The following is a 25,974-nucleotide window of genomic DNA, read 5'->3' as shown; positions in this document are numbered from 1 at the left end:
GTCCCTTGAGTCTGTTTCATCATCATCACGATCACGCCGACCACGATAGCCATGACAGTCACGGTCATGGCGGCCACGGCCATCATCACCATCATCATGGCGCGACCGGTCCGGCAGCGTTCCCCTGGCGACGGGCAAGCCTGGCGGCGGTGCTGATCGCCTTCGCGATTGCGGCGGCGAGCCTGGTGCAGGTGCGCTCGGGTGAAGCGACCGTCGTCACCCGCTTCGGCAATCCTTCCCGCGTTCTGCTCGACCCGGGCCTTAACTGGCGCTGGCCCGCACCGTTCGAAGCGACCATTCCGGTGGATCTGCGCCTGCGTACCACGTCCAGCGGTTTGCAGGATGTCGGCACCCGCGACGGCTTGCGCATCATCGTTCAGGCCTATGTGGCGTGGCAGGTACAGGGCGATGCCGACAACGTGCAGCGCTTCATGCGCGCGGTACAAAACCAGCCCGACGAAGCTGCGCGGCAGATCCGCACCTTTGTCGGCTCGGCGCTGGAAACCACCGCGAGCAGTTTCGACCTGTCCAGCCTGGTGAACACCGACGCCAACAAGGTGAATATCACCGCGTTCGAAAATCAGCTGCGCCAGCAGATCGATCAGCAACTGCTGGCGACCTATGGCGTTCGTGTTCTGCAGGTAGGCGTCGAACGACTGACCCTGCCGTCGGTGACGCTCAACGCCACCGTGGATCGCATGCGCGCCGAACGCGAGACCATCGCCACCGAGCGGACCGCCGTGGGCAAGCGTGAAGCGGCGCAGATTCGCTCGGCAGCCGAACGCGACGCGCGCATTGTCGAGGCCGATGCCACGGTCAAGGCGGCCGATATCGAAGCGCAGTCCCGGGTTGAAGCCGCGCAAATCTATGGCCGCGCCTATGCGGGGTCGCCGCAGCTCTACAACCTGCTGCGCTCGCTGGACACGCTGGGTACCATCGTGACGCCGGGTACTCGCCTGATACTGCGCACCGACGCCGCGCCATTCCGCGTGCTGGTCGATGGCCCGCCAACGCTGGACGGCAAGAGCGGAACGCAGCCATGAGCCAACCGGTCGACGAGCCCGTAACGCAACGACCGCCTGCCAACAGCCCCTGGTTGCAGGCGAGCCGACTGGCGTTCATCGGACTGTATGGCGTGACCCTGCTGGCGGCGCTCGCCTGGGCGACGTCCAACGTGCGCCAGATCGATCCGCAGAACCGTGCCGTGGTCATGCGCTTCGGCGCGCTGGAGCGGGTGCAGAGCGCAGGATTGCTGACCGCCTGGCCGCAGCCGTTCGAGCAGGTAGTGCTGCTGCCCTCGGCTGATCGGGTGATCGAGCGACGGGTGGAAACCTTGCTGCGTTCGCCTGCGGCACTCAAAGCCGATGAAATCGCGACCCTGTCGGCGCCGATGAGCGATGCTCTGGCAGGTTCTGGTTTTCTGCTGACCGGTGATGCCGGTGTGGTGCAGCTGGACGTCACCGTGTTCTACAAAGTGACTGACCCCAACGCCTTCGTATTGCAGGGCGATCATGTATTGCCCGCACTGGACCGGCTGGTCAATCGCAGCGCCGTGGCGCTGACTGCAGCGCGAGACCTGGACACCATTCTGGTTGCCCGCCCCGAGCTGATCGGCGCTGACAGTCAGGCGGCAGAGCGTCGTGAGCGGCTGCGCGGCGATCTGGTGCGCGGCATCAATCAACGCCTGGCTGAGCTCAACGCGACCGGGATGGGCATCGGCGTCGAAGTCGCTCGGGTGGATGTGCAGTCGAGCCTGCCGACGTCAGCGGTCAATGCTTTCAATGCCGTGCTGACGGCCAGTCAGCAGGCCGACCAGGCCGTGGCCAACGCACGCACGGATGCAGAAAAACTGACCCAGACCGCCAATCAACACGCTGATCGGACCCTGCAAGTGGCGCACGCACAAGCTTCCGAGCGCCTGGCCAAGGCACAAGCAGCCACCGCGACAGTCGTCAGCCTGGCGCAATCTGCCGAGAACCACAGCGATCCCGGCCTCATGCAGCGCCTTTACCGTGAACGTGTGCCGGGCATTCTGCATCAGGCAGGTTCGGTCACCACCGTCGATCCCAAAGACGATTCCCGCCTGATCATTCAGGGAGCACCGCAATGAGTGGCGAAGCCGTTCACACCCATCACGCCATCAAACCGCAAGCGGATGGCAGCCTGCTGAGCAACGCAGAGCAGCGTAGCGCAGCCCGGCAGTTGACCCTCGCGATGCTGGCGCTGGGTCTGCTGGCATTGGGTCTGGTCTGGCGTTTTGTCGCTCCGGAACAGGCAGGCGTCAGCCAGTTGCTGTTGGGCGCTGCCTCGCTGCTGGTGGCGATACCTGTGATCAGCGCCGGTTGGCACAGCTTGCGGCATCCAAGCCTGCACGGCATCACCGACCAGTTGATCGCGCTGGCGATGCTCGGCGCCTGGGCCACTGGCGATCTGATGACCGCCGCCTTGCTGCCGATCATCATGATCTTCGGCCATGTGCTGGAAGAGCGCAGCGTGATCGGCTCGCAGGAGGCCATCGAAGCGCTGGGTCGTCTGACCCGCAGCCAGGCACGTTTGCTGGGGCCTGATGGCAATATTCGCGAGGTCGACAACGCAACGCTCAAGGCTGGCGATCAGGTTGAAGTGCGTGCGGGTGACCGCGTCCCGGCCGATGGTCGGGTTCTTTCCGGGCAGGCCAGTCTGGACACTTCATCGATTACCGGCGAGTCGGTGCCGCTGGAAGCCAGTATCGGCGTCGAAGTGTTTGGTGGGGCGATCAACCTGGACGGGCTGCTGCGTATCGAAGTGACCCGCATTGGCGATGAGTCCACGCTGGGTAAGGTCATCGCGCTGATGCAGAGCGCGGAGCGCTCCAAGCCGCCGATCACACGACTGCTGGAGCGCTACGCAGGCAGTTACATGGTGCTGGTCTTGCTGATCGCGGCGCTGACCTGGTTTATCACTCAGGATGCCCAGGCGATGCTGGCGGTGCTGGTAGCTGCCTGCCCCTGCGCACTGGTGCTTTCGGCGCCGGCCACGGCCATCGCCGGTATCGCAGTCGCCGCGCGGCACGGTATTTTGATCCGCAGTTCGGCGTTTCTCGAAGAACTGGCGGACCTGAACTCACTGGTTGTGGATAAAACCGGCACCCTGACCTATGGCCGACTGCGCTTGCAGTCGGTGCAGGCTGAAGGGCCGCAGCACCCGCAATTGCTCGAACTGGCGGCCAGCCTGGGGTCGGCCAGCAGTCACCCGGTCAGCCGTGCATTGGCCGGGCTTGTGGATAACACTCGGCTGCTGCCGTTGCTGGACACCCGTGAGCGTCAGGGACTGGGTGTGGTGGCGTCGACCGGGCAGGGCGAGGCAGCGCTGGGTCGTCCGGAATTGTTCGAGCAGTTGGGCATCGTCACCCCCGGCGTACCTGCACATGACGGCCCGCTGGCCGGGTTGTCGCTGGATGGTGTTTTCCTGGCCTGGCTGCTACTGGCCGACAGCGTCAAGCCTGAAGCCCAGGCTGCGCTGTTTGAATTACGTGAACTGGGCATGGGACGGCAGTTGCTGTTGACCGGCGACCGACAAAGCGTGGCCGACAACCTGGCACACGATATCGGCATAGCAGACGTTCAGGCGCAGGCATTGCCGGAGGACAAACTGAACCGTGTCATGGGCGAGATCGCCAGTGGCTTCCGGCCGATGGTGGTCGGTGACGGAGTCAACGATTCGCTGGCTCTCAAGGCAGGCGTTGTCGGCGTCGCGATGGGGGCGGGCGGGGCAGACATTGCGCTGGCTTCCGCCGATATCGTGCTGATCGGCAGCGATCTGCGCCGTCTGGGCACCTGTGTGCGGCTAAGCCGTCAGTGCCGTCAGACCTTACAGGTCAATGTGATCATCGGTCTGGGCTGGACGCTGGCCATCGTTGCGCTGGCCGCGTTTGGTCTGCTCGGCGCTGCCGGCGCGATGGTCGCGGCTATCCTGCACAATCTGAGCACCTTATTGGTGTTGGGCAATGCTGGACGTCTGTTGCGCTTTCAGGAGCCATTGCTGAAGCTCTAGGCATTTGGTGAACGACAAGGCTCAGGCCAGCGGCGCTGATCAGCGCTATAAAACGGCTTGAGCTTTGACGAATTCTGTTACAAATTAAGCGCTGTCTTTCAGTGCGTGATCCAAATTCAGGCTGTCTTTCGGCTCGAATCAGTGGGCACAGGGCTGTTCCCCGAAGTTGATTCATTGCAGTTTTGCCGTCGCCAATAGCCTTTGCGGGCCCTTTTGCGGGGCCCTTGCTGGATTACTCTTTTTGAGTTTCTGGATAAGGGGGTGATTTTGAATGCTTACACAACTTCCAACGACCTTGCAGAACCTTCATCTGCCGTTAAGGCTGAAGCTCTGGGACGGCCATCAGATGGACCTGGGGCCTGCGCCCAGCGTCACGATAGTGGTCAAGGACCCGCAACTGGTCTCCGATTTCAACCACCCCAGCCTTGGCTTGCTCGGCAGTGCCTTCGTAGAGGGGCGGCTGGAGCTGGAAGGTTCGATCAGCGAAGTTGTCCGGGTTTGCGATGAACTGACTCATGCCCTTGTGGATGATGACGACAGCACCGACAACCCGATCCGCGTCCAGCATGACAAGGACACTGACGCCGCGTCGATTGCCTACCATTACGACGTATCCAACGACTTCTACCAGCTCTGGCTCGACAAAGAGATGGTCTACTCCTGCGCGTACTTCAAGACCGGTGACGAATCGCTCGAGCAGGCGCAGCAGGATAAATTCCACCACCTGTGCCGCAAGTTACGGCTCAAGCCAGGTGAGTATCTGCTGGACGTGGGGTGCGGCTGGGGCGGACTGGCACGGTTTGCCGCTCGCGAATATGGCGCGAAGGTTTTCGGCATCACGCTCAGCGAGCAACAACTGACGCTGGCCCGTCAACGAGTGCAGGCCGAGGGCTTGCAGGACAAGGTCGACCTGCAACTGCTCGACTACCGCGACCTGCCGCAGGATGCGCGCTTCGACAAGGTGGTCAGCGTCGGTATGTTCGAGCACGTAGGGCACGCTAACTTGCCGTTGTATGCGCAATGCCTGTTCGGTGCGGTGAAGGAGGGCGGCCTGGTCATGAATCACGGGATCACCGCGCGGCATACGGATGGGCGTCCTGTCGGGCGCGGTGCCGGGGAGTTCATCGACCGCTATGTATTCCCCAACGGCGAGCTGCCGCACGTGGCCATGATCAGCGCCCATATCAGTGAAGCCGGGCTGGAAATAGTCGACGTGGAAAGCCTGCGCCCGCACTACGCCAGAACGCTGGAACACTGGAGCGCGCGGCTTGAATCAAGGCTCGGCGAAGCCGCCCGTATCGTGCCCGAACATACCCTGCGCATCTGGCGTCTGTACCTGGCGGGCTGCGCCTATGGATTCGCCAAGGGCTGGATCAACCTGCACCAGATACTCGCCGTGAAGCCCTTTGCCGATGGCAAGACCGGGTTGCCGCTGACGCGGGAGGATATTTATGGATGAGCTTTAGTTACGAACGCCGAGGCCGGGATACTCTGAGAGTCTTAAGGGTCTTGAGCACCCAAGGCGGCTTTCGTGCTCGGCAGGCCGATTAGCAGAGGGTTACGATGCGCTCGAATATGTCTTTCATGGGGCCATAATTCACGTTGACGCCATCAATATTGGCCCTTACCCATTCCTCCTGACTGACGGTAGCCCAATCGAGCTCATAGCCTGCAGACAATGCAAGGTGCTCAAAGAGAATGCGCTGGACCCTGCCGTTGCCTTCGCGGAAGGGGTGAATCATATTGAGTTCACAGTAATACTCTGCCAATCCTCCACAAAAAGCGTTTTTTTCCAATGCGCTTAGCCAGTTGTTCTTCTGAAGCCCGGCAAAGATTTTCGCCGCCTCCGCCTCAATTCGTGCACAGGTACAAAAGCGAGTTCCACCTTTTGAAATATCGACACTTCTGAGGTTTCCGGCCCAGTCGTAGAGGTCGGAAAATAGTAGGTGATGAAACTGTTTTAAATTTTCGAGACTGTAAGGAGGTGCGACGTACTGGACGCGATTAACGGTAACGGCAGTGATGTCTCGCTCTGCTGCTTCAAGGTCATCCATGTCTTGAATGTTCAACTTGTTTTTCAGTACCGATGAGCCGGGATAGCAATAGTGGTCATGAGAAGCATCGTATCTGTCCATTGATCATCTTCTGTGCTTGGCCAGTATCATCTCCAAAGACGTTTTCTCGTCGGTGAAGGGTATGTGGATTCCTTCCAGTTTCGAACTGTTTATGAAATTTCTGTGTTTCTTCTCTTCAAAGCGCTTATGCGGGTCAACAACCGTACGACTGAGAACACACAGTGAGCATGTTTGTATCAGCCGGTCGAGCTCAGCTTGATTGCGTGCCGTTATTTGAAACCCCAGGATTTCTGACAGTGTGCGTTTGGCTTCTCTGAACGTACTCTCATGGACGGCCATATGGACAGAGGTCTTACTCGCCCAGAGCGCGGTTTTTAGAGCATTTAGTTTCGAGAATAACGCTACCCAGCCATTGACCCCGAGCTTCAACATCAACTGAGTTTCGATGCATCTCTTCAATTCAATAAATGTTCCGAGCTTTTGCAGGTCGTCTATTCGATCAGCCTGTAACACCTGCTGCAGTGACGCCTTCATCTTGAGCCTCGTAAAATCCATCAATGCGCGTGGTTATCAAAATTCTAGTGAAAACTCATGGGTTATCCAATGCTTGAGGTGCAACAATGTAGTACACCTTAATCTTCACAGAATCGGCGAAATCAGTCGCGCCACGCGCATACCCAGTTGATGCAGGCGCCGCGTTTCGTGGCTTTCCTGCAAGGATATTTCGCGGGCGAGGTTGAAGTCGGCAGTGAGCATGGATTCCACCTGGCTGGAGAAGTCGCTGTCGACCGTCAGTAGCATCAGTTCGAAGTTGAGGCGGAACGAGCGGTTGTCGAGGTTTGCGCTGCCTATGGCGGTGATGTCGTTGTCGACCAGCACGACCTTCTGGTGCAGGAAGCCCGGTTCGTAACGGAATACCCGCACGCCGGCACGCACGGCATCGAAGGCGTACAGGCTGGAGGCGGCATAGACTACATAATGATCAGGCCGTGAGGGCAGCAGCAGGCGCACATCCACCCCGCGCAGTACCGCCAGGGTCAGCGCAGCGGTCACGGCTTCGTCAGGTATGAAGTAAGGGCTGGTGATCCATACGCGCTCTTCGGCAGCGTGGATGGCTTCGACGAAGAACAGCGAGCAGGTTTCCTGCGCATCGGCCGGGCCACTGGTCAGCAACTGGCAGAGCACACCATCCTCGGGAAATTCATCAGGCAGGCTCAGTGGTGGCAGCTCGCGGGTGGCCCAGAACCAGTCTTCGGCGAACGACTCTTGCAGGCAGGCGACCACCGGGCCGATGACTTCTACATGGGTATCGCGCCAGGGGGCCAGGGGCGGCTTAAGCCCCATGTATTCATCACCGACGTTATGCCCGCCCATATAGCCTTTCAGGCCATCGACGACGACGATCTTGCGGTGGTTGCGGAAGTTGATCTGAAAGCGATTCAGCCAGCCGCCACGTGTGGCAAAGGCTTTTATCTGTACGCCACCGTCGCGCAATTTGTCGATGTAAGCCCCCGGCAATGCGTGGCTGCCGATCCGGTCATAAAGGACAAAGATGCCTACGCCCTCGGCGGCTTTTTCCAGCAGCAGTGTTTGCAACTGGCGACCGAGGTTGTCGTCATGAATGATGAAGAACTGAATCAGGATTGTCTTTTTCGCCTCACGGATGGCTTTGAAGATCGCTCCGAAGGTTTCCTCACCATTAATCAAGAGCCTGACCTTGTTGTTGGCCAGCGCGGGCATGTTTCCCAACTTGGGCATGGCGCGCAGCGCTGCATAGGCATCCGAGCGACGTGCTGCTACGGCTTCCTCGATCCACGGCCGCCAGTTGAGGCTGCCAATCGCAATGCGCATTTCCTGGTTGGCCTGGCGACGGGCCTTGATGTACGCGTCGAACGAGCTTCTGCCGAACACCAGATAAGGCAGCAGGGTGAAATAAGGAATGAATACCAGCGGCATCGCCCAGGCAATAGCACCTTGAGAGGTGCGCACCGTCAGCAGCGCGTGAATGGCGGCGCCTGTGCCCAGCAAATGAATGAAGCCGAGGACATAACCGAAAAAGTACGGGTCGTGATAATCCATGTGGAACAATGCTCCTCGTCTTTGCTGCCTAACAGACCACAGCTGAACGGGAATGTCGCTATTTTATTACCCATGCAACTGGGCGACGTCTGTGCCGTCTAAGGCTTATCTTCCGGCTGGATGATTCCGGCCCCGTTTACATCTGCAATCGTCCATCAGGAATCTTGAAATGAACAAACGCATATTGGCCTGGATGTTTTGCCTGGCGACCCCTCTGGCTCAAGCGCAGATGCTGCAACCAGGTTTGTGGGAACTGACTTCTAGCAATATGAAGGTGGACGGACAGCAATTGCCGGACATGCAATTGATGCTCGGCCAATTGCAGAATCTGCCGCCTGAGCAGCGTGCCATGATGGAACAGATGATGAAGAAGCAGGGCGTGTCGCTCGGCGGCAAGGGCGTTAGGGCCTGCCTGACACAGGCTCAGGTACAGTCGGACAACATCCCGCTGACTGATCCGGCTTCCGGGTGCACGCAAAAAATTACCGCGCGAAACGGCAAGACCTGGAATTTTCAGTTTAGCTGCCCGAAAGCTCAGGGCACCGGGCAGGCTCAGTTTCTAAGTGATCGTGAGTTCACCACGAACGTGGTGGGTACTTTCAACGCCACCGGTCAGCAACAGAATGGCAGCATGGACACCCGCGCTGTTTGGCTGGGGCCGCAATGCGGCAATGTCGCGCCGCGTACCTGATCAAATTCAGATAGTTATGTTCCACGTGGAACACTCTGTTTGAAGGCGGTGATTTTTTGTCGCGTTGGCGGCGCGCCAGATGACGGAATCTTCATGAAGGGCTTCATCTTTCGTTCGTAACTGCATGTTATATTGTTACTAATGATCTGGATGAACCCTTCGTGAGCCGGGATGCTCAATTTGCTCTTTGAGACGTTCCATGCACCGACGCCAAGTGTTGCTCAACATGCTGCTGGCCAGCGCGGCCCTGACGTTGCCGTTGGGTGCGTATGCCACACAGATTCGTAACGCCCGCCTGTGGCGTACCAACGACAAGCTGCGCCTGGTGCTCGACCTTAGCGGCCCGGTGCAGTACAAAACCTTCACGCTTACCGCCCCCGACCGCCTGATCATCGATGTCAGCGGGTCGCGGCTGACCGGCGACTTCAGCCAGCTGGCGCTGGACCGTACCGTTATCAAATCCATTCGCTCCGGGCACTACGGCCAGGGTGACGACACGCGCATTGTGCTGGACCTGACCGCGCCAGTGCAGCTCAACAGTTTCCTGCTCGGCCCGGAAGGCGGGCAGGGGCACCGGCTGGTGCTGGACATGAGTTCCACGGCCCATGCGCCCGTGCAGATGGCTGAGCTGCCGCCACCGGTGCCCGTCCCGATCCAGACCAACAAGGCGCACACCGGGCGCGACATCATGGTGGTGGTCGATGCTGGTCATGGCGGCAAGGACCCGGGCGCTGTAGGTTCTCGGGGCGAACGCGAAAAAGATGTGGTGCTTTCCATCGCGCAGTTGCTGGCCAAACGGCTGAAGCGCGAGAAGGGTTTCGACGTGCGTCTGGTGCGCAACGATGACTTCTTCGTACCGCTGCGCAAGCGCGTCGAGTTCGCGCACAAGTCCAACGCCGACATGTTCATCTCCGTACATGCTGACGCAGCGCCTCGTCTGACAGCCTCTGGTGCTTCGGTGTTTGCCCTTTCCGAAGGCGGTGCAACGTCTGCGACGGCGCGTTTCATGGCGCAGCGGGAAAACGGTGCCGATTTGTTGGGTGCCTCGTCGCTGCTCAACCTCAAGGACAAGGACCCGATGCTCGCCGGGGTGATTCTCGACATGTCGATGAACGCTACCATTGCAGCCAGTCTGCAACTGGGCCACACCGTTCTGGGCAGTCTGGAAGGCATTACCACGCTGCATCAGAAGCGCGTGGAGCAGGCCGGGTTCGCCGTTCTCAAATCACCGGACGTACCGTCGATTCTGGTCGAAACCGGGTTTATCTCCAATAGCCGTGACAGTCAGCGTCTGGTCACTGCGCGCCATCAGCAGGCCGTTGCAGACGGTTTGTTCGATGGCCTGCAGCGCTATTTCCAGCGCAACCCGCCAGTGGATTCGCACATGGCCTGGCTGCAAGCGCAGAAGCAGGAACAGCAGGTCTGATCAGGTCAACGGCAGCCGTTCAGCCGGCTGCAGGTGATCTTGCTGCGCGTGCCGCTTGAGCTGGACACCCGCGTGATTGTTGTCCAGCCCACGCGCTGGACAGTGCCTACCCAGGCTTCGCCATTGGAAGCCAGCCCGGTAAAAAACGTCAGCTGGCCATAGCGACTGTTGGTCTGCGTCCAGCGGCGCTTATCGAGTACCTCGTAACCCTTCAACCAGGTCGTCGATCCGGCTGTGGTCACGCTGTAGCTATTGCCTTGGGCATCGCTGCACGCCAGCACCGTCGCGCTACGCGTACAAGTGGCGAGGTCGGCAGAAGGCCTGGGTGGTGCTGCCATCAAGTGTGCGCTGATCAACATCGCCACCAAACCTGTTGAAACCCGTCTCATGAAGATCCCTTCACCAACGCCGTAGCTATTATGTGTTGTTATACTATAACATATCAGTGTGATTAGAGCCGGCTGCCTGAGGGATTCGTTGCAGCCGACATGAACAAGGTTCAAGCCTTGCAGCTGCCTGGAGAATCCTGATGGCAAATCTTCTACCCGTTACCGTTCTGTCCGGTTTTCTAGGGGCCGGTAAAAGCACTTTACTCAATTATGTGCTGCGCAATCGTGAAAACCTGCGGGTTGCCGTAATAGTCAACGATATGAGTGAGATCAATATCGATGGCAGCGAAGTTCAGCGCGATGTCAGCCTGAACCGTGCTGAAGAAAAGCTGATCGAGATGAGCAATGGTTGCATCTGCTGCACCTTGCGCGAGGACTTGCTTGAAGAGGTCAGTCGCCTCGCTCAGGACGGTCGTTTTGACTATTTATTGATCGAATCCACTGGAATCTCCGAACCACTGCCAGTGGCCGAGACCTTCACTTTTCGTGACGAAGCTGGCAAAAGCCTGATGGATCTGGCGCGTCTGGACACCATGGTCACCGTCGTCGATGGCGTGAATTTTCTGCTCGATTACGAAGCGGCTGACGGCTTGTCCACACGCGGTGAAAGCCTGGGTGAAGACGATGACCGCTCGATTACCGACCTGCTGATCGAGCAGATCGAATTTGCCGACGTCATCCTGCTCAGCAAGATCGACCTGATCAGCTCCAGTGAGCGTGAAGAGCTGATGGCGATCCTGAAGCGCCTCAACCCCGAAGCCGAGATTGTGCCGATGGTGATGGGCCAGGTGCCGTTGGCGACGATTCTCAACACCGGGCGTTTTGACTTCCAGCGTGCTTCTCAGGCACCGGGCTGGCTAAAGGAAATGCGCGGCGAACACATGCCGGAAACCGAAGAGTACGGCATAGCATCAACTGCCTATCGTGCCCGGCGCCCGTTCCATCCGGAGCGTTTTTTCAATTTCATCAATCGCCCGTGGACCAATGGCAAGCTGCTGCGCTCCAAAGGCTTCTTCTGGCTGGCCAGCAAATACAAGGATGCAGGCAGCTGGTCGCAGGCGGGCGGCTTGATGCGCCATGGTTTTGCCGGACGCTGGTGGCGTTTCGTGACCCGCGACAGCTGGCCCGAGGACAAGGAGAGCGTCAAATCCATTCTGGAGAACTGGTCGACTGAAACCGGTGACTGCCGTCAGGAACTGGTGTTCATCGGTCAGAACATTGATTTTGCCCTGCTGACAGCCGAACTGGACAAATGCCTGCTCACTGATACCGAGATGGCGGCGGGTGTCGAGCGCTGGCGCACGCTGGCCGATCCTTTTGGCGACTGGTACGAAGAAGAGGTGGCTGCCTGATGCTGGCCTATCGTTTGAATGACAAGACAGCCGTTCGTCAGGCACACGGCGGCACGCCTGAGGTATTGAGCGAGATCCTCCAGGATGACGTCAACCTTGCGGTCTGGCAGCGTCAACTGCCTGCGCACATCGAGGATTTCGGTGCCTTGCTGCTGTCGATGGGCGAGCCCCTTGCCGAGTCCATGCCCCTGCAAGTAAGGGGCGGTGAAGTCGAGCCTGACCTGACCACGCTGGCTCGGGGATATTCCGATCTGCAGGGGTATCAGGGCTTCATTGCCGACGTTTCATGGCTGGTCGGCGCCTATGCCTGCCTGCTGGGTGCCGAGTGCGTTGGCCTGCGTCTGCGCGTGCTCGACAAGGCCATGTGCCCGCGCTTCCATGTTGATCATGTGCCGGTACGTCTTATCACCACTTATGGCGGAGTTGGCAGTCAATGGCTGCATGAAGGGGTGATGGACCGTAAACAATTGGGGCATTTGGACGCCGAGCCGACGGATGCTGCCCGTATCCAGCAGATCAACAGCGGGGAAGTGGCGTTGCTCAAGGGGGAACGCTGGCACGGTAACGAAGGCTTCGGTTTGATCCATCGCTCGCCGCAACTGCTGCGTAACGAGCGCAGGTTGATTCTGACGCTGGACTGGCTGGACTGAAACTTACTCGGGGGTTACCCATTGCCCCTTGCTCTGGCCCTCACAAAAGGGCTTGAGGTACAGCGCGTCACGGGCGACCCCGTAATAGTGGATGTGCTCGCGATATGGCAGATTGGCGACTTGCGCGTTGCGGCAGACACCGAAGGCACCTGCCGGGCACTGTTGCGAGTAGGTCGTTTCGGTCTTCTGCCCGGCCAGTTGTGGCTTGCAGAAGCTGTCGTGGAACAGGTCTGCCGGGATATTGATATTTTCCTGGCAGACTTTCACATCAAGCCTTTCGGCCTGGCTGTGGACCAGACACGCCTCGGCCCACGCCGTACCCGAACTCGCCATCAGCAGCATCAGTGCCAGGCGGGCGGGCAGCCACATCACTTGCATCATTACCCTTCCTTGCTCTTCAATGACCCACGCATTCGTCAAAAGTGATCCCATGCTGCAAAACATACCGACGCATGTCATCGGTGGCCCGCTGGGCGCCGGCAAGACCAGCCTGATCAGACGCCTGCTGGCGCAGAAACCCGCCCATGAACGCTGGGCCGTGTTGATAAACGAGTTCGGACAGATCGGTCTGGATGCCGCGTTGCTGACCACGGATGCCGATGGTATCGCACTTGGCGAGGTGGCTGGCGGCTGTCTGTGCTGCGTCAATGGCGTGCCGTTCCAGATCGGTCTGGGGCGTTTGTTGCGCAAGGCCCGGCCTGATCGTCTGCTGATCGAGCCTTCGGGACTGGGTCATCCTGCGCAACTCATGGCGCAATTGCGCGAGGTGCCCTGGCGCGGCGTCCTGAATGTTCAGCCCGGCGTGGTGGTGCTGGACGCGCAAGCAATGCTCGCCGGACAACCGTTGCCGAGCACTCAGCAGGAAGCACTGGCGGATGCAGGGCTTGTGGTTATGAACAAGTCCGAGCAACTGGATGAAGTCTCTCGCCGGGCGTTGGCCGAACAGTTGCTGCCGCACGCCTTGATCTGGACCCGATACGGAGAGCTGCACCCGAGCCAGGTACCGGGGTTCACCAGTGCTGTCGGTGTGGATAAACAGGCTGTGGATAAGTTGATGCTGCCCAACAGCGTTGGGCAGTTGCCTGCGCTATGGGTCGACCCGAAGGTACCGATCTGCCTGAGTCAGGCCAGTGCTGAAGGCTGGAGCATCGGCTGGCGCTGGCATCCCTCGCAATGCTTCGACCTGCAGCGCATTCTGTACTGGCTGGAAAGCCTTGATTGGCGGCGGGCGAAGATGGTTATCCACAGCGAGGGTGGCTGGTATTCCGGGAATGTGGTCGATGGCGCACCGATAGCCTGGCAAGTCAGCGAGTGGCGTCAGGATTCACGTCTGGAATTGATCTTTTCCACCGATCAGGATGTGGATAAGTTGCAGGCGCAGATGGCGGAGTGTCTGGCGTGACGCGCCGCTTGCTCGCGACGGCGACCCTTCAAACGCCCTGTTTTCGGGGGCTTTGACGCCCTCTTCGCGAGCAAGCTCGCTCCCACAACGATTTGCATTTACCCAGCCGCTACTGCTTCCATTTCTGATGCGATTGACGCCACTCGCTCATTTGAATAATTTCAGCGCTGGGTGGTGGCGTCTTGATTTCAAACGGGTAGGGTGCCAGTTCGATTTGCGCAGTGTGCGCGCCGAACATGGTGATCGTGCCAGGGTGACGCTGCTCGCCCGTCACCGTGAACTCGAAGCCATACACGCGGGCCAGGCGCTTGCGACCCTGAGCGTCGTGGGCAAAGGTCAGGCGGCGCAGCGCAACGGCGTCGTCCAGCAGTTGCAGTTCAAGGCGTGCACAATGCTGCTTGACGCGCGCCAGCGCTTTTTCTCGCAGACCATGGGCGTGCCACCACCAGGCCGCAGCACTTGCGAACAGCATCAGCACGAAGATATTTCCCAGGGTCAGCATGACGGAGTGCTCCAGCGTAGGTGTTACCAGCTTAACTGCCCTGAGTGATTTACAGCCATACTGCGCAACTTATATTTCTCATTATTGCATTTGCATCGTGTTCAGGATTCCGCCCCCAATGAAACGTACGCCTCACTTGCTCGCTATCCAGTCCCATGTGGTATTCGGCCACGCCGGCAACAGCGCGGCGGTGTTCCCGATGCAGCGTATCGGGGTCAATGTCTGGCCGCTCAATACGGTTCAGTTCTCCAACCACACGCAATACAAGCAGTGGACAGGCGAAGTGCTGGCCCCGCAGCAGATTCCCGCACTGATCGACGGGATAGCCGCCATCGGCGAGCTGGGTAACTGTGATGCCGTGCTGTCCGGGTATCTGGGCAGTGCGGCGCAGGGCAGGGCGATTCTGACCGGCGTGGCGCGCATCAAGGCTGCCAATCCCAAGGCGCTTTACCTGTGCGACCCGGTAATGGGCCACCCAGAAAAAGGCTGCATCGTTGCGCCTGAAGTCAGCGACTTCCTGCTGCAAGAGGCTGCGGCCATGGCTGACTTCATGTGCCCCAACCAGCTGGAGCTGGACAGCTTCTCTGGCCGCAAGCCCGAATCGCTGGCCGACTGCCTGGCGATGGCGCGGGCCTTGCTGGCGCGGGGTCCCAAAGCGGTTGTCGTCAAACACCTTGATTACCCCGGCAAGGCTGCCGACGGCTTTGAAATGCTGTTGGTGACCGCCGAGGAAAGCTGGCACCTGCGTCGCCCGCTATTGGCGTTTCCACGCCAGCCGGTCGGTGTGGGGGATCTGACCTCCGGGTTGTTCCTGTCACGCATTTTATTGGGCGACGATCTGGTAGCAGCGTTCGAATTCAGCGCAGCAGCAGTCCACGAAGTGCTGCTCGAAACGCAGGCTTGCGGCAGTTACGAGCTGGAACTGGTGCGCGCCCAGGATCGCATTGCGCATCCACGGGTGAAGTTCGACGCTGTGCGTCTGTAACCTTCATATGCAACCGAGGGCTCAGGCATCCATGTCTGAGCCTGTCCCTTACAAGGCTTCTTCCTTGATGTCCTGATAACGCTTTTCCAGTTCCTGACGAATCTGGCGGCGTTGTTGCGCCTGAATGAAACGACGCTTGCCTTCCGGTGTTTCCGGTTCCAGAGGCGGTACGCTGGCGGGTTTGCGATTGTCGTCCACGGCAACCATGGTGAAGAAGCAGCTGTTGGAATGGCGTACCGAGCGCTCGCGGATGTTTTCGGTGACCACCTTGATGCCCACCTCCATGGACGTGTTGCCGGTGTAATTGACCGACGCAAGGAAGGTCACCAGTTCGCCGACATGCACCGGCTCGCGAAAAATCACCTGGTCCACCGACAGCGTTACCACATAGCGTCCGGCGTAGCGGCTGGCACACGCGTAGGCCACTTCGTCCAGGTACTTGAGCAGCGTGCCGCCGTGTACGTTGCCAGAGAAGTTGGCCATGTCCGGGGTCATCAATACAGTCATCGACAGCTGGGCGTTTCCGGGTTCCATAGCGTACTCACACGGTCAAGGTGTTCAAGGGGCGCCTATCCTGGCGCTCAAGGGGCTTGTGACAGTTATCGGGACGCTGGCCAGCAGGCGGCCGTCACGCGTCATAACTATCTGTTTCCATATATTGCACCGGCTTTATGTCGAAGGGGGCGGTGTTAACCTGCAAAAACCCGTGGATCGGGAATTTTCCTACGCTTTCATCCGATTTTGATGGCGCAACTACCAGCCGACGCCGTTGCAAGAACAGCGCCAGCGGTTTTAGGAGTCATCACCCACAAGGAGCCGTATCCCCATGCATGCCATCAATTTCATTCAGGACCTGGCAGTGATCATGCTGGTGGCCGGCGTGGTGACCATCCTTTTTCATCGCCTCAGGCAGCCAGTGGTGCTCGGTTATATCGTTGCCGGGTTCATCATCGGTCCGCACACTCCGCCGTTCAGTCTGATCCATGACGAAGAAACCATCAAAATTCTGGCCGAGCTGGGAGTGATCTTCCTGATGTTCTGCCTGGGGCTGGAATTCAGCCTGCGCAAATTGTTCAAGGTCGGCGCGACGGCGTTCATCGCGGCTTTTCTGGAAATTGCCCTGATGATCTGGATCGGTTACGAGATCGGGCAGTTCTTTGGCTGGAAAACCATGGACTCGCTGTTTCTCGGCGCGATTCTGGCGATCTCTTCCACCACGATCATCGTCAAGGCGCTCAACGACCTGAAGATGAAGAACCAGCATTTTGCCCAGTTGATCTTCGGTGTGCTGATCGTCGAAGACATTCTCGGCATCGGCATTATTGCGTTGTTGTCCGGCATCGCAGTAAGCGGCTCCGTCAGTTCGGGGGAAGTGTTTTCCACGGTCGGCAAACTGTCGCTGTTCATGATCGTAGCGTTGGTGATCGGGATTCTGCTGGTGCCCCGTTTGCTGGCCTATGTCGCCAGGTTCGAAAGCAATGAAATGCTGTTGATTACCGTGCTGGGCCTGTGTTTCGGCTTCTGCCTGCTGGTGGTCAAGCTGGAATACAGCATGGTGCTGGGTGCGTTCCTGATCGGCGCGATCATGGCTGAGTCGCGTGAGCTGCTGAAAATCGAGCGATTGATCGAGCCGGTTCGTGACATGTTCAGCGCAATCTTTTTCGTCGCCATCGGTTTGATGATCGACCCGAAAATCCTGCTGGAATATGCCTGGCCGATTGCAGTCATCACTGTCGCTGTGGTGCTGGGCAAGATGCTGTCTTGTGGCCTTGGGGCGTTTATCGCCGGCAATGACGGTCGCACCTCATTGCGCGTGGGGATGGGGCTGTCACAGATTGGCGAGTTTTCCTTCATCATCGCGGCGCTCGGCATGACCCTGCAGGTCACCAGCGATTTTCTCTACCCGGTGGCAGTGGCGGTATCAGCCATTACTACTTTGCTGACGCCCTACCTGATTCGCGGTGCCGATCCGCTGTCACTCAAGCTGGCGTCGATCATGCCCCGGCGCGTTGCACGGGTGTTCGGCATGTACGGTGAGTGGCTGCGCAGCATTCAGCCGCAAGGGCAGGGTGCAGTGCTTGCCGGGATGATCCGGCGGATTCTGCTACAGGTCGGGGTCAATCTGGCGCTGGTAATGGCGATTTTCTTCAGCGGCGGCTATTTTGCCGAGCATCTTGGCGGATACATGGACGAATGGGTGGCGGATGTCAGTCACCAGAAAGCCTGGATCTGCGGCGCGGCGTTGCTGCTGTCGCTGCCGTTTCTGATTGCCGCGTATCGCAAGCTCAAGGCGCTGTCGATGCTGCTGGCGGAGATGGGCGTCAAACCCGAGATGGCGGGCCGACATACCGTGCGTGTGCGCAAGGTCGTGGCGGAAGTGATTCCGCTGTTGTCGCTGGTGGTGATTTTCGTGATGCTGGCAGCATTGTCGGCAAGCATTCTGCCTGCCAACGAATTGCTGCTGGTCATCGCCCTGATTGCCGCTCTGGTTGCGGCACTGCTCTGGCGCTGGCTGATCCGCGTGCATACGCGGATGCAGATCGCGCTGCTGGAGACGCTGGGCAATAATCAGGAATCATCCGGGCATTGAGCCCGGAGATTACCTTACAGTCTTTGCCGCGCAGGGGTGTCTCAGCTTTCCAGCCAGACATCCCGAGCCCAGTGCCAGACCGACTCCCAGCTTTCCTCGGTGACCAGTTCCTCTTCGGCAGACCACAGCACTACCGTGCCGTCTTCTTCGACGCAGTAGTAGTCGTCGCCGTCCTGGCAGATCGGAATCAGCTCGCGCGGCACGCCCAGATCCCAGGCCGTGGCGGCCACGTCCGGCAAATAGGTGTGCGACTGCGGATCGGTCACGGTGACGGGCTCAAGGCTGCCGTACACCACATCGCTGACCGTCAGGAGAAACTCTTTGAAGACGAACGGAATATTGATGAACAGCTGTTCTTCAATTTCGACCAGTTGGTCTTCGTCTGGCAGCTCAAGCGGAACCGGGACCGGCTCGTTTGCTTCACGCAGTTGTTCGATGACTTCTTCCACGACACAGATCCTCTCACTTGATGGCGCGGGTTATACAGTAGCGTAAAGCCTTTCTCAAAATAACTATCCGAACGGATAAGCAAAAACCCCGGACATGTCCGGGGTTCTGAACGCGAGAAAGGATTCTGGTTCAACCGTTCTGGCGAATTCCTGCCACCAGCCACGGTTGGTTATCACCCTGTGGGCGCTCCATGTTCCAGCTTTCGCTGAACACTTCGCCCTGGTCGAAACGCGAGGTCTTGGACACGCCCGAGAAGGTCAGGGTAGCGATGGTCTTGTCGGCGCGATCATCCACACCGTCCAGTTGAACCTGAAGGTTGTCGATGTAGGTCGACTGGAAGCCATCACCCAGGTCCGCACGTTCCTTTTTCAGGAACTGCAGCATTTGCGGGGTAACGAACTCGGCGATCTTGTCCATTTCGTTGGCGTCCCAGTGCTGCTGCAGCGACTGGAAGTGGCCACGAGCGGCTTCCAGAAAGCGCTCTTCGTTGAACCAGGCCGGGGCGTTGATCACTGGCGCAGCGGAGGCCGGTGAGGAACTGCCGAAGATCGGGTTCTGCGCAGGCTGGCTGCTTTCACGCTGGTACGGTGCACCGGCAGCAGCCATTTTCGGCTGTTGCTGCTGACGACGACGTGCAATGAAGCGGAAGATCAGGAAGGCGATGAGGCCCATGATCAGGATGTCGAACAGTTGCAGGCCGTTGAAGCCGTCACCCATGAACATCGACGCGAGCAGGCCACCGGCAGCGATACCGGCCAATGGGCCCAGCCAGCGCGAAGCACCGCTTGCCGCAGGGGCAGGACGGCCCGCAGCGTTAGGCGCTGCCGCAGGCGTGGAGGGTGCGGCCTGACGTGTCTGGTGCGTAGGCGCCGAGCCCATGCTCTTGCCGCCACCGAAACGCGCGGCGTTCACATCCAGGCTCATGGTGAGCCCGATGCACAGCGCCATCGCGATGCTTAGAAAACGTTGCATAAGGGTATTCCCGTTTTGTGATTGCACGCGCGCCATGTTGCACAGCAGATGACTACATGACCAGCGCGTTAGTGTTTCGGACTTTTACATAAATAGCGTAGGACTTTTCAGCGCGCTTCGTAAGATGCGCCCTTGGCTATCGTTCCTCACGCTCGAGCGTGGGCGCAATAGCCAAGGCGTATGGACGATGGTTGACCGGCCTACAAAGGCACCAGTTTCGCATAGCCCATCATCAGCCACTTGCTGCCTTCGGCGAAGTTGACCTGCACCCGTGCCTGCGCACCAGCGCCCTCGAAGTTGAGGATCACGCCTTCGCCGAACACCGCATGCTGGACGCGCTGGCCCATGGTGAACTCGGTTTCCGGAATGCCGGTGCCGTTGAACAGGCTGCTGCTGTTGAACTTCGGAGTGCCGCCGAACGGGCGACTCACGCTGTTGGACAGGCGTACTTCCTGGATCAGCGCCGGCGGGATCTCGCGTACGAATCGCGAGACCTTGTTGTAGGTTTCGCTGCCGTACAGACGACGCGTTTCGGCGTAGGTCATCACCAGCTGTTTCATGGCGCGGGTGATGCCGACATAAGCCAGACGTCGCTCTTCTTCCAGACGCCCCGGCTCTTCCAGACTCATCTTGTGCGGGAACAGCCCTTCCTCCATGCCCACCAGGAACACATGCGGAAACTCCAGGCCCTTGGCGCTGTGCAGGGTCATCAGCTGAATGCTGTCTTCATGCTCCTGCGCCTGGGTGTCGCCTGCTTCCAGCGAGGCATGCCCCAAAAACGCTGCCAGTGGCGTCAGGTCTTCTTCGCTTTCGTGATTCTCGAAAGCACGAGCCGCGCTGACCAGCTCCTCAAGGTTTTCTACCCGCGCCTGGCCTTTCTCGCCTTTTTCCTGCTCGTGATAGGTGATCAGCCCGGACTGCTCGATAACCGTCTGGGTCATCAGGTGCAGCGGCATCTCCATGACCTTGGCCGACAGGTTCTCGATCAGCTCGATGAACCCGCCCAGGGCCGTGGCGGCGCGGCCGGTCAGGCCCTTGTTGGCGACCAGCAGGCGCATGGCTTCCCACATGGAGACGTCGGCATGACGGGCATGCTCGCGAATCGCTTCGACGGTTTTTTCGCCGATGCCACGAGCCGGAACGTTGATCACCCGCTCCAGCGCTGCATCGTTGCCACGGCCTTCCAGCAAGCGCATATAGGCCATCGCGTTCTTGATTTCAGCTCGTTCGAAGAAGCGCTGTCCGCCATAGATGCGGTATGGAATACGCTCACGCAGCAGGGCTTCTTCAAGCACTCGTGACTGGGCGTTGGAGCGGTACAGAATGGCGATGTCGTTGCGCGAGATTCCGGTTTTCAGCGCGCTTTCGATGGTCTCGACCACATAGCGCGCCTCATCGTGTTCGTTGAAAGCGGCATACAGGTTGATCAGCTCGCCATCGCCGACGTCAGTCCACAACTCCTTGCCGAGGCGGCCGCTGTTATTGACGATCAAGCCGTTGGCGGCCTTGAGGATGCTCGCTGTGGAGCGGTAATTCTGCTCCAGACGGATGACTTCGGTGTCCGGGAAGTCAGACGAATACTGGTGGATGTTCTCGATCTTCGCGCCACGCCAGCCGTAAATGGACTGATCGTCATCGCCGACCACCATCAGGCTGTCGCCACCCTGAGCCAGCAGACGTAGCCACGCGTATTGCACGGCGTTGGTGTCCTGGAATTCATCCACCAATACATGGCGGAAACGACGCTGATAATGCGCGAGCAAACCCGGATTATCGCGCCACAGGTCGAGTGCGCGCAGCAGCAGTTCGGAGAAGTCGATGACGCCAGCCCGCTGACAGGCCACTTCGTAGGCTTCGTAGACGCTTTTCATGGTGGTCAGGAACAGATCGCCGCTGGCCTGAATATGTTTCGGGCGCAGGCCTTCATCTTTCTGGCCGTTGATGAACCACTGGGCCTGACGCGCAGGCCAGCGTTGCTCATCCAGGCCCAGCTCGCGCATCACGCGTTTTACCAAGCGCTGCTGGTCATCGCTGTCGAGAATCTGGAAGGTTTGCACCAGCCCGGCTTCCTGCCAGTGCGCTCGCAGCAGGCGGTGGGCCAGACCGTGGAAGGTGCCCACCCACATACCGGCAGGGCTGATACCCATCAGCTGCTCGATGCGGTGGCGCATTTCGGCGGCGGCCTTGTTGGTGAACGTCACCGACAGGACCGAATGCGGGGAGGCTTGCTCGACCTGCATCAGCCATGCGATGCGATGCACCAGCACACGGGTTTTGCCGGAGCCAGCACCGGCCAGGACCAACTGACGACCCAATGAGGCGGCTACGGCCTGACGTTGGGCATCGTTGAGGGAATTCAGAAGAAGAGAGAGATCATCGCGCATCCGCGCATTCTAGGGTGCTGCGTCATGACGGGCAAACCATGCTTTGCGTCAGGCAATAAAAATGACCGGGTGCTGACGACCGGTCGTCGTGCGGTGCAGGGTCGAACGCGGTCAGTCGACTTTGAAGACTGGCCATTCGCAGGCCTGGCGCAGGATTCAGCTTAATGTAGGATTATTCCCACAATTTTTTTCGATTCACCCATTCAGGGCTCGTGTAACAGGTTTAAGCGTCGTTTAACTGGGCGGTTTGCAGGTCATGTAGTATAACTACAAGAAAGCTACAACCCAGCCCATCTTCCCTTTACCGAGTCTGCCCCTTGAATCTGCTGCAACACATCGCCCAGTCACGTAATTTGCTGCGCAAATCGGAGCTCAAGGTTGCCGATCATGTGCTGCTTGACCCTGCGGCTGTGATGCACAGTTCCATGGCGGATCTGGCGCACAGCGTCGGCATCAGTGAGCCAACCATCGTGCGCTTCTGCCGCGCCATTGGGTGCACCGGGTTTCAGGACCTCAAGCTCAAGCTGGCGCAGAGTCTGGCAGCGGGTGCGAGTTTCGGCCAGTTCGCGATTCACGAAGACGATTCGGTCGCCGACTACAGCCTGAAGATTTTCGACACTACCCTGCACACGCTCATGGAAGTGCGCGAAAACCTCGACCCCCATGCCTTACAGATGGCAGTCACGGCCATGGCCGGGGCCAATCGGGTCGAATTTTATGGGTTTGGCGCTTCCGGTGCAGTGGCTGCCGACGCGCAGCACAAGTTCTTTCGTTTGCTGCTGACCGCGGCAGCGTATTCCGACCCGCACATGCAGGCGATGTCGGCGGTCACGCTCAAGCCGACAGACGTCGCGGTATGCATTTCCCAGTCGGGGCGCTCCAAGGACTTGCTGATCACCGCCAATCTGGTCCGCGAGAGCGGCGCAACGCTGATTACCCTGTGCCCGAGCCAGACGCCGCTGGCCGAGCTGTCTTCGGTCAATCTGGCTATCGATGTACATGAAGACACCGAAATCTACACGCCGCTGACGTCCCGTATCGCGCACCTGGTGGTGATCGATGTGTTGGCGATGGGCGTGGCAATGGCCCGCGGCCCGAGCCTGGTCAATCACCTCAAGAGCGTCAAGCGCAGCCTGCGTGGCTTGCGTCTGTCGCCGAAGTCGATAAAGACTCACGAAGACTGATCGCTCAACCGAGCGGAATTCATCGATCTGTCATCTGCATGCCGCCTGATTGTCACCGCAGCGCTCCATTCTGGTGCTCCCACAAAACGTATTGGGAGACAGGATATGGCTCGGCATTACGATGATTTACCTACCAGCACCGTGAAAACCCGCCGTCAGCAGGAAGACCAGCGTCGCATGGAGTTTCGTCGGGCTATCGAGAGCTATAGTGAAGCGCGTCAGCTTAATCAGGAGCTGTGTGACTACATGGACGGCATGGACAACGCTGTATGGCAGACTATCAAGTTGCCCGCGGTCGACCGTCGAAACGCTCGACAAGCTGGCTGATCTGCGCACGTTCGGTGCGGATGAACGCAAGAAAGGCATGTGCCACGGGTGAAAGGCGTTTGTCTCTGGCCTGAGCCACGCACCAGCTTCGATACAGCGGCAGCTCCGCCACGGGTAGCTCCACGAGAGCACCGGTGGCGAGTTCCTGGCAGACCGCATGCCGCGTCAGAATCGCCAGTCCCAGCCCGGCGACCACACATTCGCGTTGCGCCTCGCTGGAAGACACCTCCAGCGTCTGCGTGAAATGCACGCGTTTCTCTTTGAAGTACTCCTCGCAAGCCCGGCGTGTGCCCGACCCCGTTTCCCGGGTCAGTAGCGGCCAGGGCTCCAGGTCTTTCAAATTCAGCGTCGCAAGGCTGCTCAGCGGATTGTCAGGCGGAGCTACGGCGACAATCGGGTTGTTGAGAAAGGGTAGAAACTCCAGGCCCATATCCAGCGGCACCGCTGACATCACTACAAGGTCATCGCGGTTGTCCGATAATCGCCTGATGATCTGTGCACGATTGACCACCATCAAACTCAGGCTGACTTCCGGGTGCTGACGCTTGAACGCAGCGAACAGGTGCGGAATGAAATACTTGCAGCTGGATTCAATCGCCAGCTTCAACTGGCCTTGCAGTGAGCCCTGCATGTCCGAAAGCTGCATGTCCAGACTTTCCAGGCGTCCGAAAATATCCCGACTGGCCAGTTGCAGTGCCTGCGCCGCCTCAGTGAGGTAGAGCTTTTTGCTGACGTATTCGAACAGCGGCTGGCCGATCAGCTCTTCAAGCTGGCGAATCTGCAGGCTGACGGCAGGCTGCGTCAGAGACATCTCTTCGGCTGCACGGCTGTATGAGCGCAGATCGCATACTTCATTGAAAATACGCAGCTGACGCAATGTCATACGCATCAATGACTTACGCATTTATAAAAGCTTCCTGAGACGACAAGAAGTTTCAACTATAAGCTTTTACTTATGCATCACCCAACTTTTACTCATTTTTGTTAATCCTTGATTCGGCATAGGGTGTCCCTGCGGCATTCAGTCACATGCCCTGTTACAAAAACGGGTCGAGGAAAACGCCAGTGATAACAAAAATTCTGATCGCCAACCGCGGGGAGATTGCCGTCCGGATCGTGCGCGCCTGCGCCGAGATGGGCATTCGCTCGGTCGCGATCTTTTCCGACGCTGACCGGCATGCCCTGCATGTCAAACGTGCTGACGAAGCCTATAGCATTGGTGCCGAACCGTTGGCCGGTTACCTGAACCCGCGCAAGCTGGTGAATCTGGCGGTAGAGACTGGCTGCGATGCGCTGCATCCCGGTTATGGCTTTCTGTCGGAGAACGCCGAACTGGCCGACATCTGTGCTGAACGTGGCATTAAGTTTATCGGTCCGTCCGCAGAAGTGATTCGTCGCATGGGTGACAAGACCGAAGCGCGGCGCAGCATGATCAAGGCCGGTGTGCCGGTTACGCCCGGCACCGAAGGCAACGTAGCGGACATCGACGAGGCGCTGGTAGAAGGCGAGCGTATTGGTTACCCGGTGATGCTCAAGGCCACCTCCGGGGGCGGCGGGCGCGGCATACGCCGTTGCAACAGCCGCGAAGAACTTGAGCAGGCATTCCCTAGGGTGATTTCCGAAGCGACCAAGGCCTTTGGCTCGGCGGAAGTGTTTCTCGAGAAGTGCATCGTCAATCCCAAGCATATCGAAGCGCAGATTCTGGGCGACAGCTTCGGCAATGTGGTGCACCTGTTTGAGCGCGACTGTTCGATTCAGCGCCGTAACCAGAAGCTCATCGAAATCGCCCCCAGCCCGCAACTGACTCCCGAGCAGCGTGCTTATATCGGTGATCTGTCGGTGCGTGCGGCCAAGGCTGTCGGTTACGAGAACGCAGGGACCGTGGAGTTTTTGCTCGCCGAGGGCGAGGTGTACTTCATGGAAATGAATACCCGGGTTCAGGTCGAGCACACCATCACCGAAGAAATCACCGGCATCGATATTGTTCGCGAGCAGATCCGTATTGCGTCCGGCCTGCCGCTGTCGATCAAGCAGGAAGACATCATTCACCGCGGTTTTGCCCTGCAATTCAGGATCAATGCCGAAGACCCGAAGAACAACTTCCTGCCCAGTTTCGGCAAGATCACCCGCTATTACGCGCCCGGAGGACCAGGCGTGCGCACCGATACGGCGATTTACACCGGCTACACCATTCCGCCGTTTTACGACTCGATGTGCCTGAAGCTGATCGTCTGGGCGCTGACCTGGGAGGAGGCGATGGACCGTGGCCTGCGTGCGCTGGATGACATGCGCCTGCAAGGAGTGAAGACCACGGCTGCCTATTACCAGGAAATTCTGCGTAACCCGGAATTTCGCAGCGGTGAATTCAACACCAGCTTTGTCGAGAGCCACCCCGAGCTGACCAATTATTCGATCAAGCGCAAACCCGAAGAGCTGGCTCTGGCCATCGCCGCCGCCATTGCCGCACACGCCGGTCTGTAAGGA

General features: G+C 58.9%; 25 protein-coding genes. 14 read left to right on the top strand and 11 right to left on the bottom strand.

Translation table 11 applies throughout. The features are described from left to right. The first annotated feature begins 5 nt into the window (after positions 1-5). From hflC to cfaB, 4 genes are all read left to right on the top strand, one after another. On the top strand, positions 6-1,043 hold the full coding sequence (gene hflC, locus AO068_RS03385) for a protease modulator HflC (RefSeq protein ID WP_002555935.1): 1,038 nt from the start codon (positions 6-8) through the stop codon (positions 1,041-1,043). After that, positions 1,040-2,110 carry a protease modulator HflK gene (gene hflK / locus AO068_RS03380; protein ID WP_058407647.1) on the top strand — a complete coding sequence of 357 codons (1,071 nt, stop codon included), beginning with the start codon at positions 1,040-1,042 and terminating at the stop codon, positions 2,108-2,110. The genes hflC and hflK overlap by 4 nt, the downstream gene beginning before the upstream one ends. Beyond that, a complete protein-coding gene (locus AO068_RS03375; RefSeq protein ID WP_058402517.1) occupies positions 2,107-4,032 on the top strand; it encodes a cation-translocating P-type ATPase in 1,926 nt (641 codons plus the stop codon). The genes hflK and AO068_RS03375 overlap by 4 nt, the downstream gene beginning before the upstream one ends. 271 nt (positions 4,033-4,303) lie before the next feature. Next, positions 4,304-5,491 carry a C17 cyclopropane fatty acid synthase CfaB gene (gene cfaB, locus AO068_RS03370; RefSeq protein WP_004659139.1) on the top strand — a complete coding sequence of 396 codons (1,188 nt, stop codon included), beginning with the start codon at positions 4,304-4,306 and terminating at the stop codon, positions 5,489-5,491. A gap of 88 nt (positions 5,492-5,579) precedes the next feature. Here cfaB and AO068_RS03365 read toward each other — a convergent pair whose 3' ends face one another. The 3 genes from AO068_RS03365 to cls form a co-directional block, all read right to left on the bottom strand. Beyond that, positions 5,580-6,167 carry a putative adenosine monophosphate-protein transferase Fic gene (locus AO068_RS03365; RefSeq protein ID WP_058407646.1) on the bottom strand — a complete coding sequence of 196 codons (588 nt, stop codon included), beginning with the start codon at positions 6,165-6,167 and terminating at the stop codon, positions 5,580-5,582. Positions 6,168-6,170: 3 nt separating this feature from the next. Then, positions 6,171-6,641 carry a YhfG family protein gene (locus tag AO068_RS03360; RefSeq protein ID WP_235592585.1) on the bottom strand — a complete coding sequence of 157 codons (471 nt, stop codon included), beginning with the start codon at positions 6,639-6,641 and terminating at the stop codon, positions 6,171-6,173. 105 nt (positions 6,642-6,746) lie between these two features. Further along, the gene (gene cls, locus AO068_RS03355; RefSeq protein WP_058407644.1) at positions 6,747-8,186 is read right to left on the bottom strand and encodes a cardiolipin synthase; all 1,440 of its coding nucleotides are present in this window, start codon (positions 8,184-8,186) and stop codon (positions 6,747-6,749) included. 169 nt (positions 8,187-8,355) lie between these two features. On the opposite strand from cls, the gene AO068_RS03350 reads away from it, so the two are divergent. Together AO068_RS03350 and AO068_RS03345 are read left to right on the top strand one after the other, a co-directional pair. Further along, positions 8,356-8,877 carry a DUF3617 domain-containing protein gene (locus AO068_RS03350; RefSeq protein WP_002555930.1) on the top strand — a complete coding sequence of 174 codons (522 nt, stop codon included), beginning with the start codon at positions 8,356-8,358 and terminating at the stop codon, positions 8,875-8,877. A gap of 199 nt (positions 8,878-9,076) precedes the next feature. Beyond that, on the top strand, positions 9,077-10,303 hold the full coding sequence (locus AO068_RS03345; RefSeq protein ID WP_004666611.1) for an N-acetylmuramoyl-L-alanine amidase: 1,227 nt from the start codon (positions 9,077-9,079) through the stop codon (positions 10,301-10,303). Positions 10,304-10,308: 5 nt separating this feature from the next. Here AO068_RS03345 and AO068_RS03340 read toward each other — a convergent pair whose 3' ends face one another. Further along, positions 10,309-10,692 (bottom strand): hypothetical protein, encoded by a 384-nt coding sequence (locus AO068_RS03340; protein WP_016982157.1) that lies wholly within the window; start codon positions 10,690-10,692, stop codon positions 10,309-10,311. Positions 10,693-10,832: 140 nt separating this feature from the next. Here AO068_RS03340 and zigA point away from each other — a divergent pair, with 140 nt between their 5' ends. After that, complete coding sequence (gene zigA, locus AO068_RS03335) at positions 10,833-12,044, top strand: zinc metallochaperone GTPase ZigA (protein ID WP_058407643.1); 1,212 nt, start codon at positions 10,833-10,835, stop codon at positions 12,042-12,044. Then, a complete protein-coding gene (locus tag AO068_RS03330) occupies positions 12,044-12,694 on the top strand; it encodes a DUF1826 domain-containing protein (protein WP_058407642.1) in 651 nt (216 codons plus the stop codon). The genes zigA and AO068_RS03330 overlap by 1 nt, the downstream gene beginning before the upstream one ends. A gap of 3 nt (positions 12,695-12,697) precedes the next feature. On the opposite strand, the gene AO068_RS03325 is transcribed toward AO068_RS03330, so the two are convergent. Further along, complete coding sequence (locus tag AO068_RS03325) at positions 12,698-13,072, bottom strand: hypothetical protein (RefSeq protein ID WP_054097043.1); 375 nt, start codon at positions 13,070-13,072, stop codon at positions 12,698-12,700. Between the two features lie 52 nt (positions 13,073-13,124). Here AO068_RS03325 and AO068_RS03320 point away from each other — a divergent pair, with 52 nt between their 5' ends. Beyond that, positions 13,125-14,096, top strand: a complete 972-nt coding sequence (locus AO068_RS03320; protein ID WP_058407696.1) for a CobW family GTP-binding protein — start codon at positions 13,125-13,127, stop codon at positions 14,094-14,096. 109 nt (positions 14,097-14,205) lie between these two features. Here the strand turns inward: AO068_RS03320 and AO068_RS03315 are convergent, their stop codons facing one another. Beyond that, positions 14,206-14,598 (bottom strand): DUF3301 domain-containing protein, encoded by a 393-nt coding sequence (locus AO068_RS03315; protein WP_057402017.1) that lies wholly within the window; start codon positions 14,596-14,598, stop codon positions 14,206-14,208. Between the two features lie 118 nt (positions 14,599-14,716). Here AO068_RS03315 and pdxY point away from each other — a divergent pair, with 118 nt between their 5' ends. After that, positions 14,717-15,583, top strand: a complete 867-nt coding sequence (gene pdxY / locus AO068_RS03310; RefSeq protein WP_058407641.1) for a pyridoxal kinase PdxY — start codon at positions 14,717-14,719, stop codon at positions 15,581-15,583. Positions 15,584-15,631: 48 nt separating this feature from the next. On the opposite strand, the gene AO068_RS03305 is transcribed toward pdxY, so the two are convergent. Further along, entirely contained in the window at positions 15,632-16,117 is a 486-nt protein-coding gene (locus AO068_RS03305) for an acyl-CoA thioesterase (RefSeq protein WP_002555921.1), read from the bottom strand. A gap of 292 nt (positions 16,118-16,409) precedes the next feature. On the opposite strand from AO068_RS03305, the gene AO068_RS03300 reads away from it, so the two are divergent. Beyond that, positions 16,410-18,173, top strand: a complete 1,764-nt coding sequence (locus AO068_RS03300) for a cation:proton antiporter (RefSeq protein ID WP_058407640.1) — start codon at positions 16,410-16,412, stop codon at positions 18,171-18,173. A 41-nt stretch (positions 18,174-18,214) separates the two neighbouring features. Here AO068_RS03300 and AO068_RS03295 read toward each other — a convergent pair whose 3' ends face one another. From AO068_RS03295 to uvrD, 3 genes are all read right to left on the bottom strand, one after another. Then, on the bottom strand, positions 18,215-18,622 hold the full coding sequence (locus tag AO068_RS03295) for an SMI1/KNR4 family protein (RefSeq protein ID WP_004659120.1): 408 nt from the start codon (positions 18,620-18,622) through the stop codon (positions 18,215-18,217). A 130-nt stretch (positions 18,623-18,752) separates the two neighbouring features. Continuing rightward, a complete protein-coding gene (locus AO068_RS03290) occupies positions 18,753-19,595 on the bottom strand; it encodes a Tim44 domain-containing protein (protein ID WP_044319152.1) in 843 nt (280 codons plus the stop codon). A gap of 200 nt (positions 19,596-19,795) precedes the next feature. Continuing rightward, positions 19,796-21,979 carry a DNA helicase II gene (uvrD, locus tag AO068_RS03285; RefSeq protein ID WP_005734962.1) on the bottom strand — a complete coding sequence of 728 codons (2,184 nt, stop codon included), beginning with the start codon at positions 21,977-21,979 and terminating at the stop codon, positions 19,796-19,798. 317 nt (positions 21,980-22,296) lie between these two features. Here uvrD and hexR point away from each other — a divergent pair, with 317 nt between their 5' ends. Beyond that, positions 22,297-23,163 carry a transcriptional regulator HexR gene (gene hexR / locus AO068_RS03280; RefSeq protein WP_002555915.1) on the top strand — a complete coding sequence of 289 codons (867 nt, stop codon included), beginning with the start codon at positions 22,297-22,299 and terminating at the stop codon, positions 23,161-23,163. Between the two features lie 141 nt (positions 23,164-23,304). Then, positions 23,305-23,490, top strand: a complete 186-nt coding sequence (locus AO068_RS26460; RefSeq protein WP_003316061.1) for a PA3496 family putative envelope integrity protein — start codon at positions 23,305-23,307, stop codon at positions 23,488-23,490. Here the strand turns inward: AO068_RS26460 and AO068_RS03275 are convergent. Beyond that, entirely contained in the window at positions 23,444-24,394 is a 951-nt protein-coding gene (locus AO068_RS03275) for a LysR family transcriptional regulator (RefSeq protein ID WP_058407639.1), read from the bottom strand. The two genes, AO068_RS26460 and AO068_RS03275, sit on opposite strands and share 47 nt — an antisense overlap. 161 nt (positions 24,395-24,555) lie before the next feature. Here AO068_RS03275 and AO068_RS03270 point away from each other — a divergent pair, with 161 nt between their 5' ends. Next, positions 24,556-25,971: an acetyl-CoA carboxylase biotin carboxylase subunit gene (locus AO068_RS03270; RefSeq protein ID WP_002555912.1), complete on the top strand. Its 1,416-nt coding sequence runs from the start codon at positions 24,556-24,558 to the stop codon at positions 25,969-25,971. The last annotated feature ends 3 nt before the right edge of the window (positions 25,972-25,974 follow it).

This window comes from Pseudomonas sp. ICMP 3272 (assembly GCF_001466905.1).
GTDB classification, from domain to species: domain Bacteria; phylum Pseudomonadota; class Gammaproteobacteria; order Pseudomonadales; family Pseudomonadaceae; genus Aquipseudomonas; species Aquipseudomonas amygdali.
This window is presented reverse-complemented; position numbering and strand designations above follow the sequence as displayed.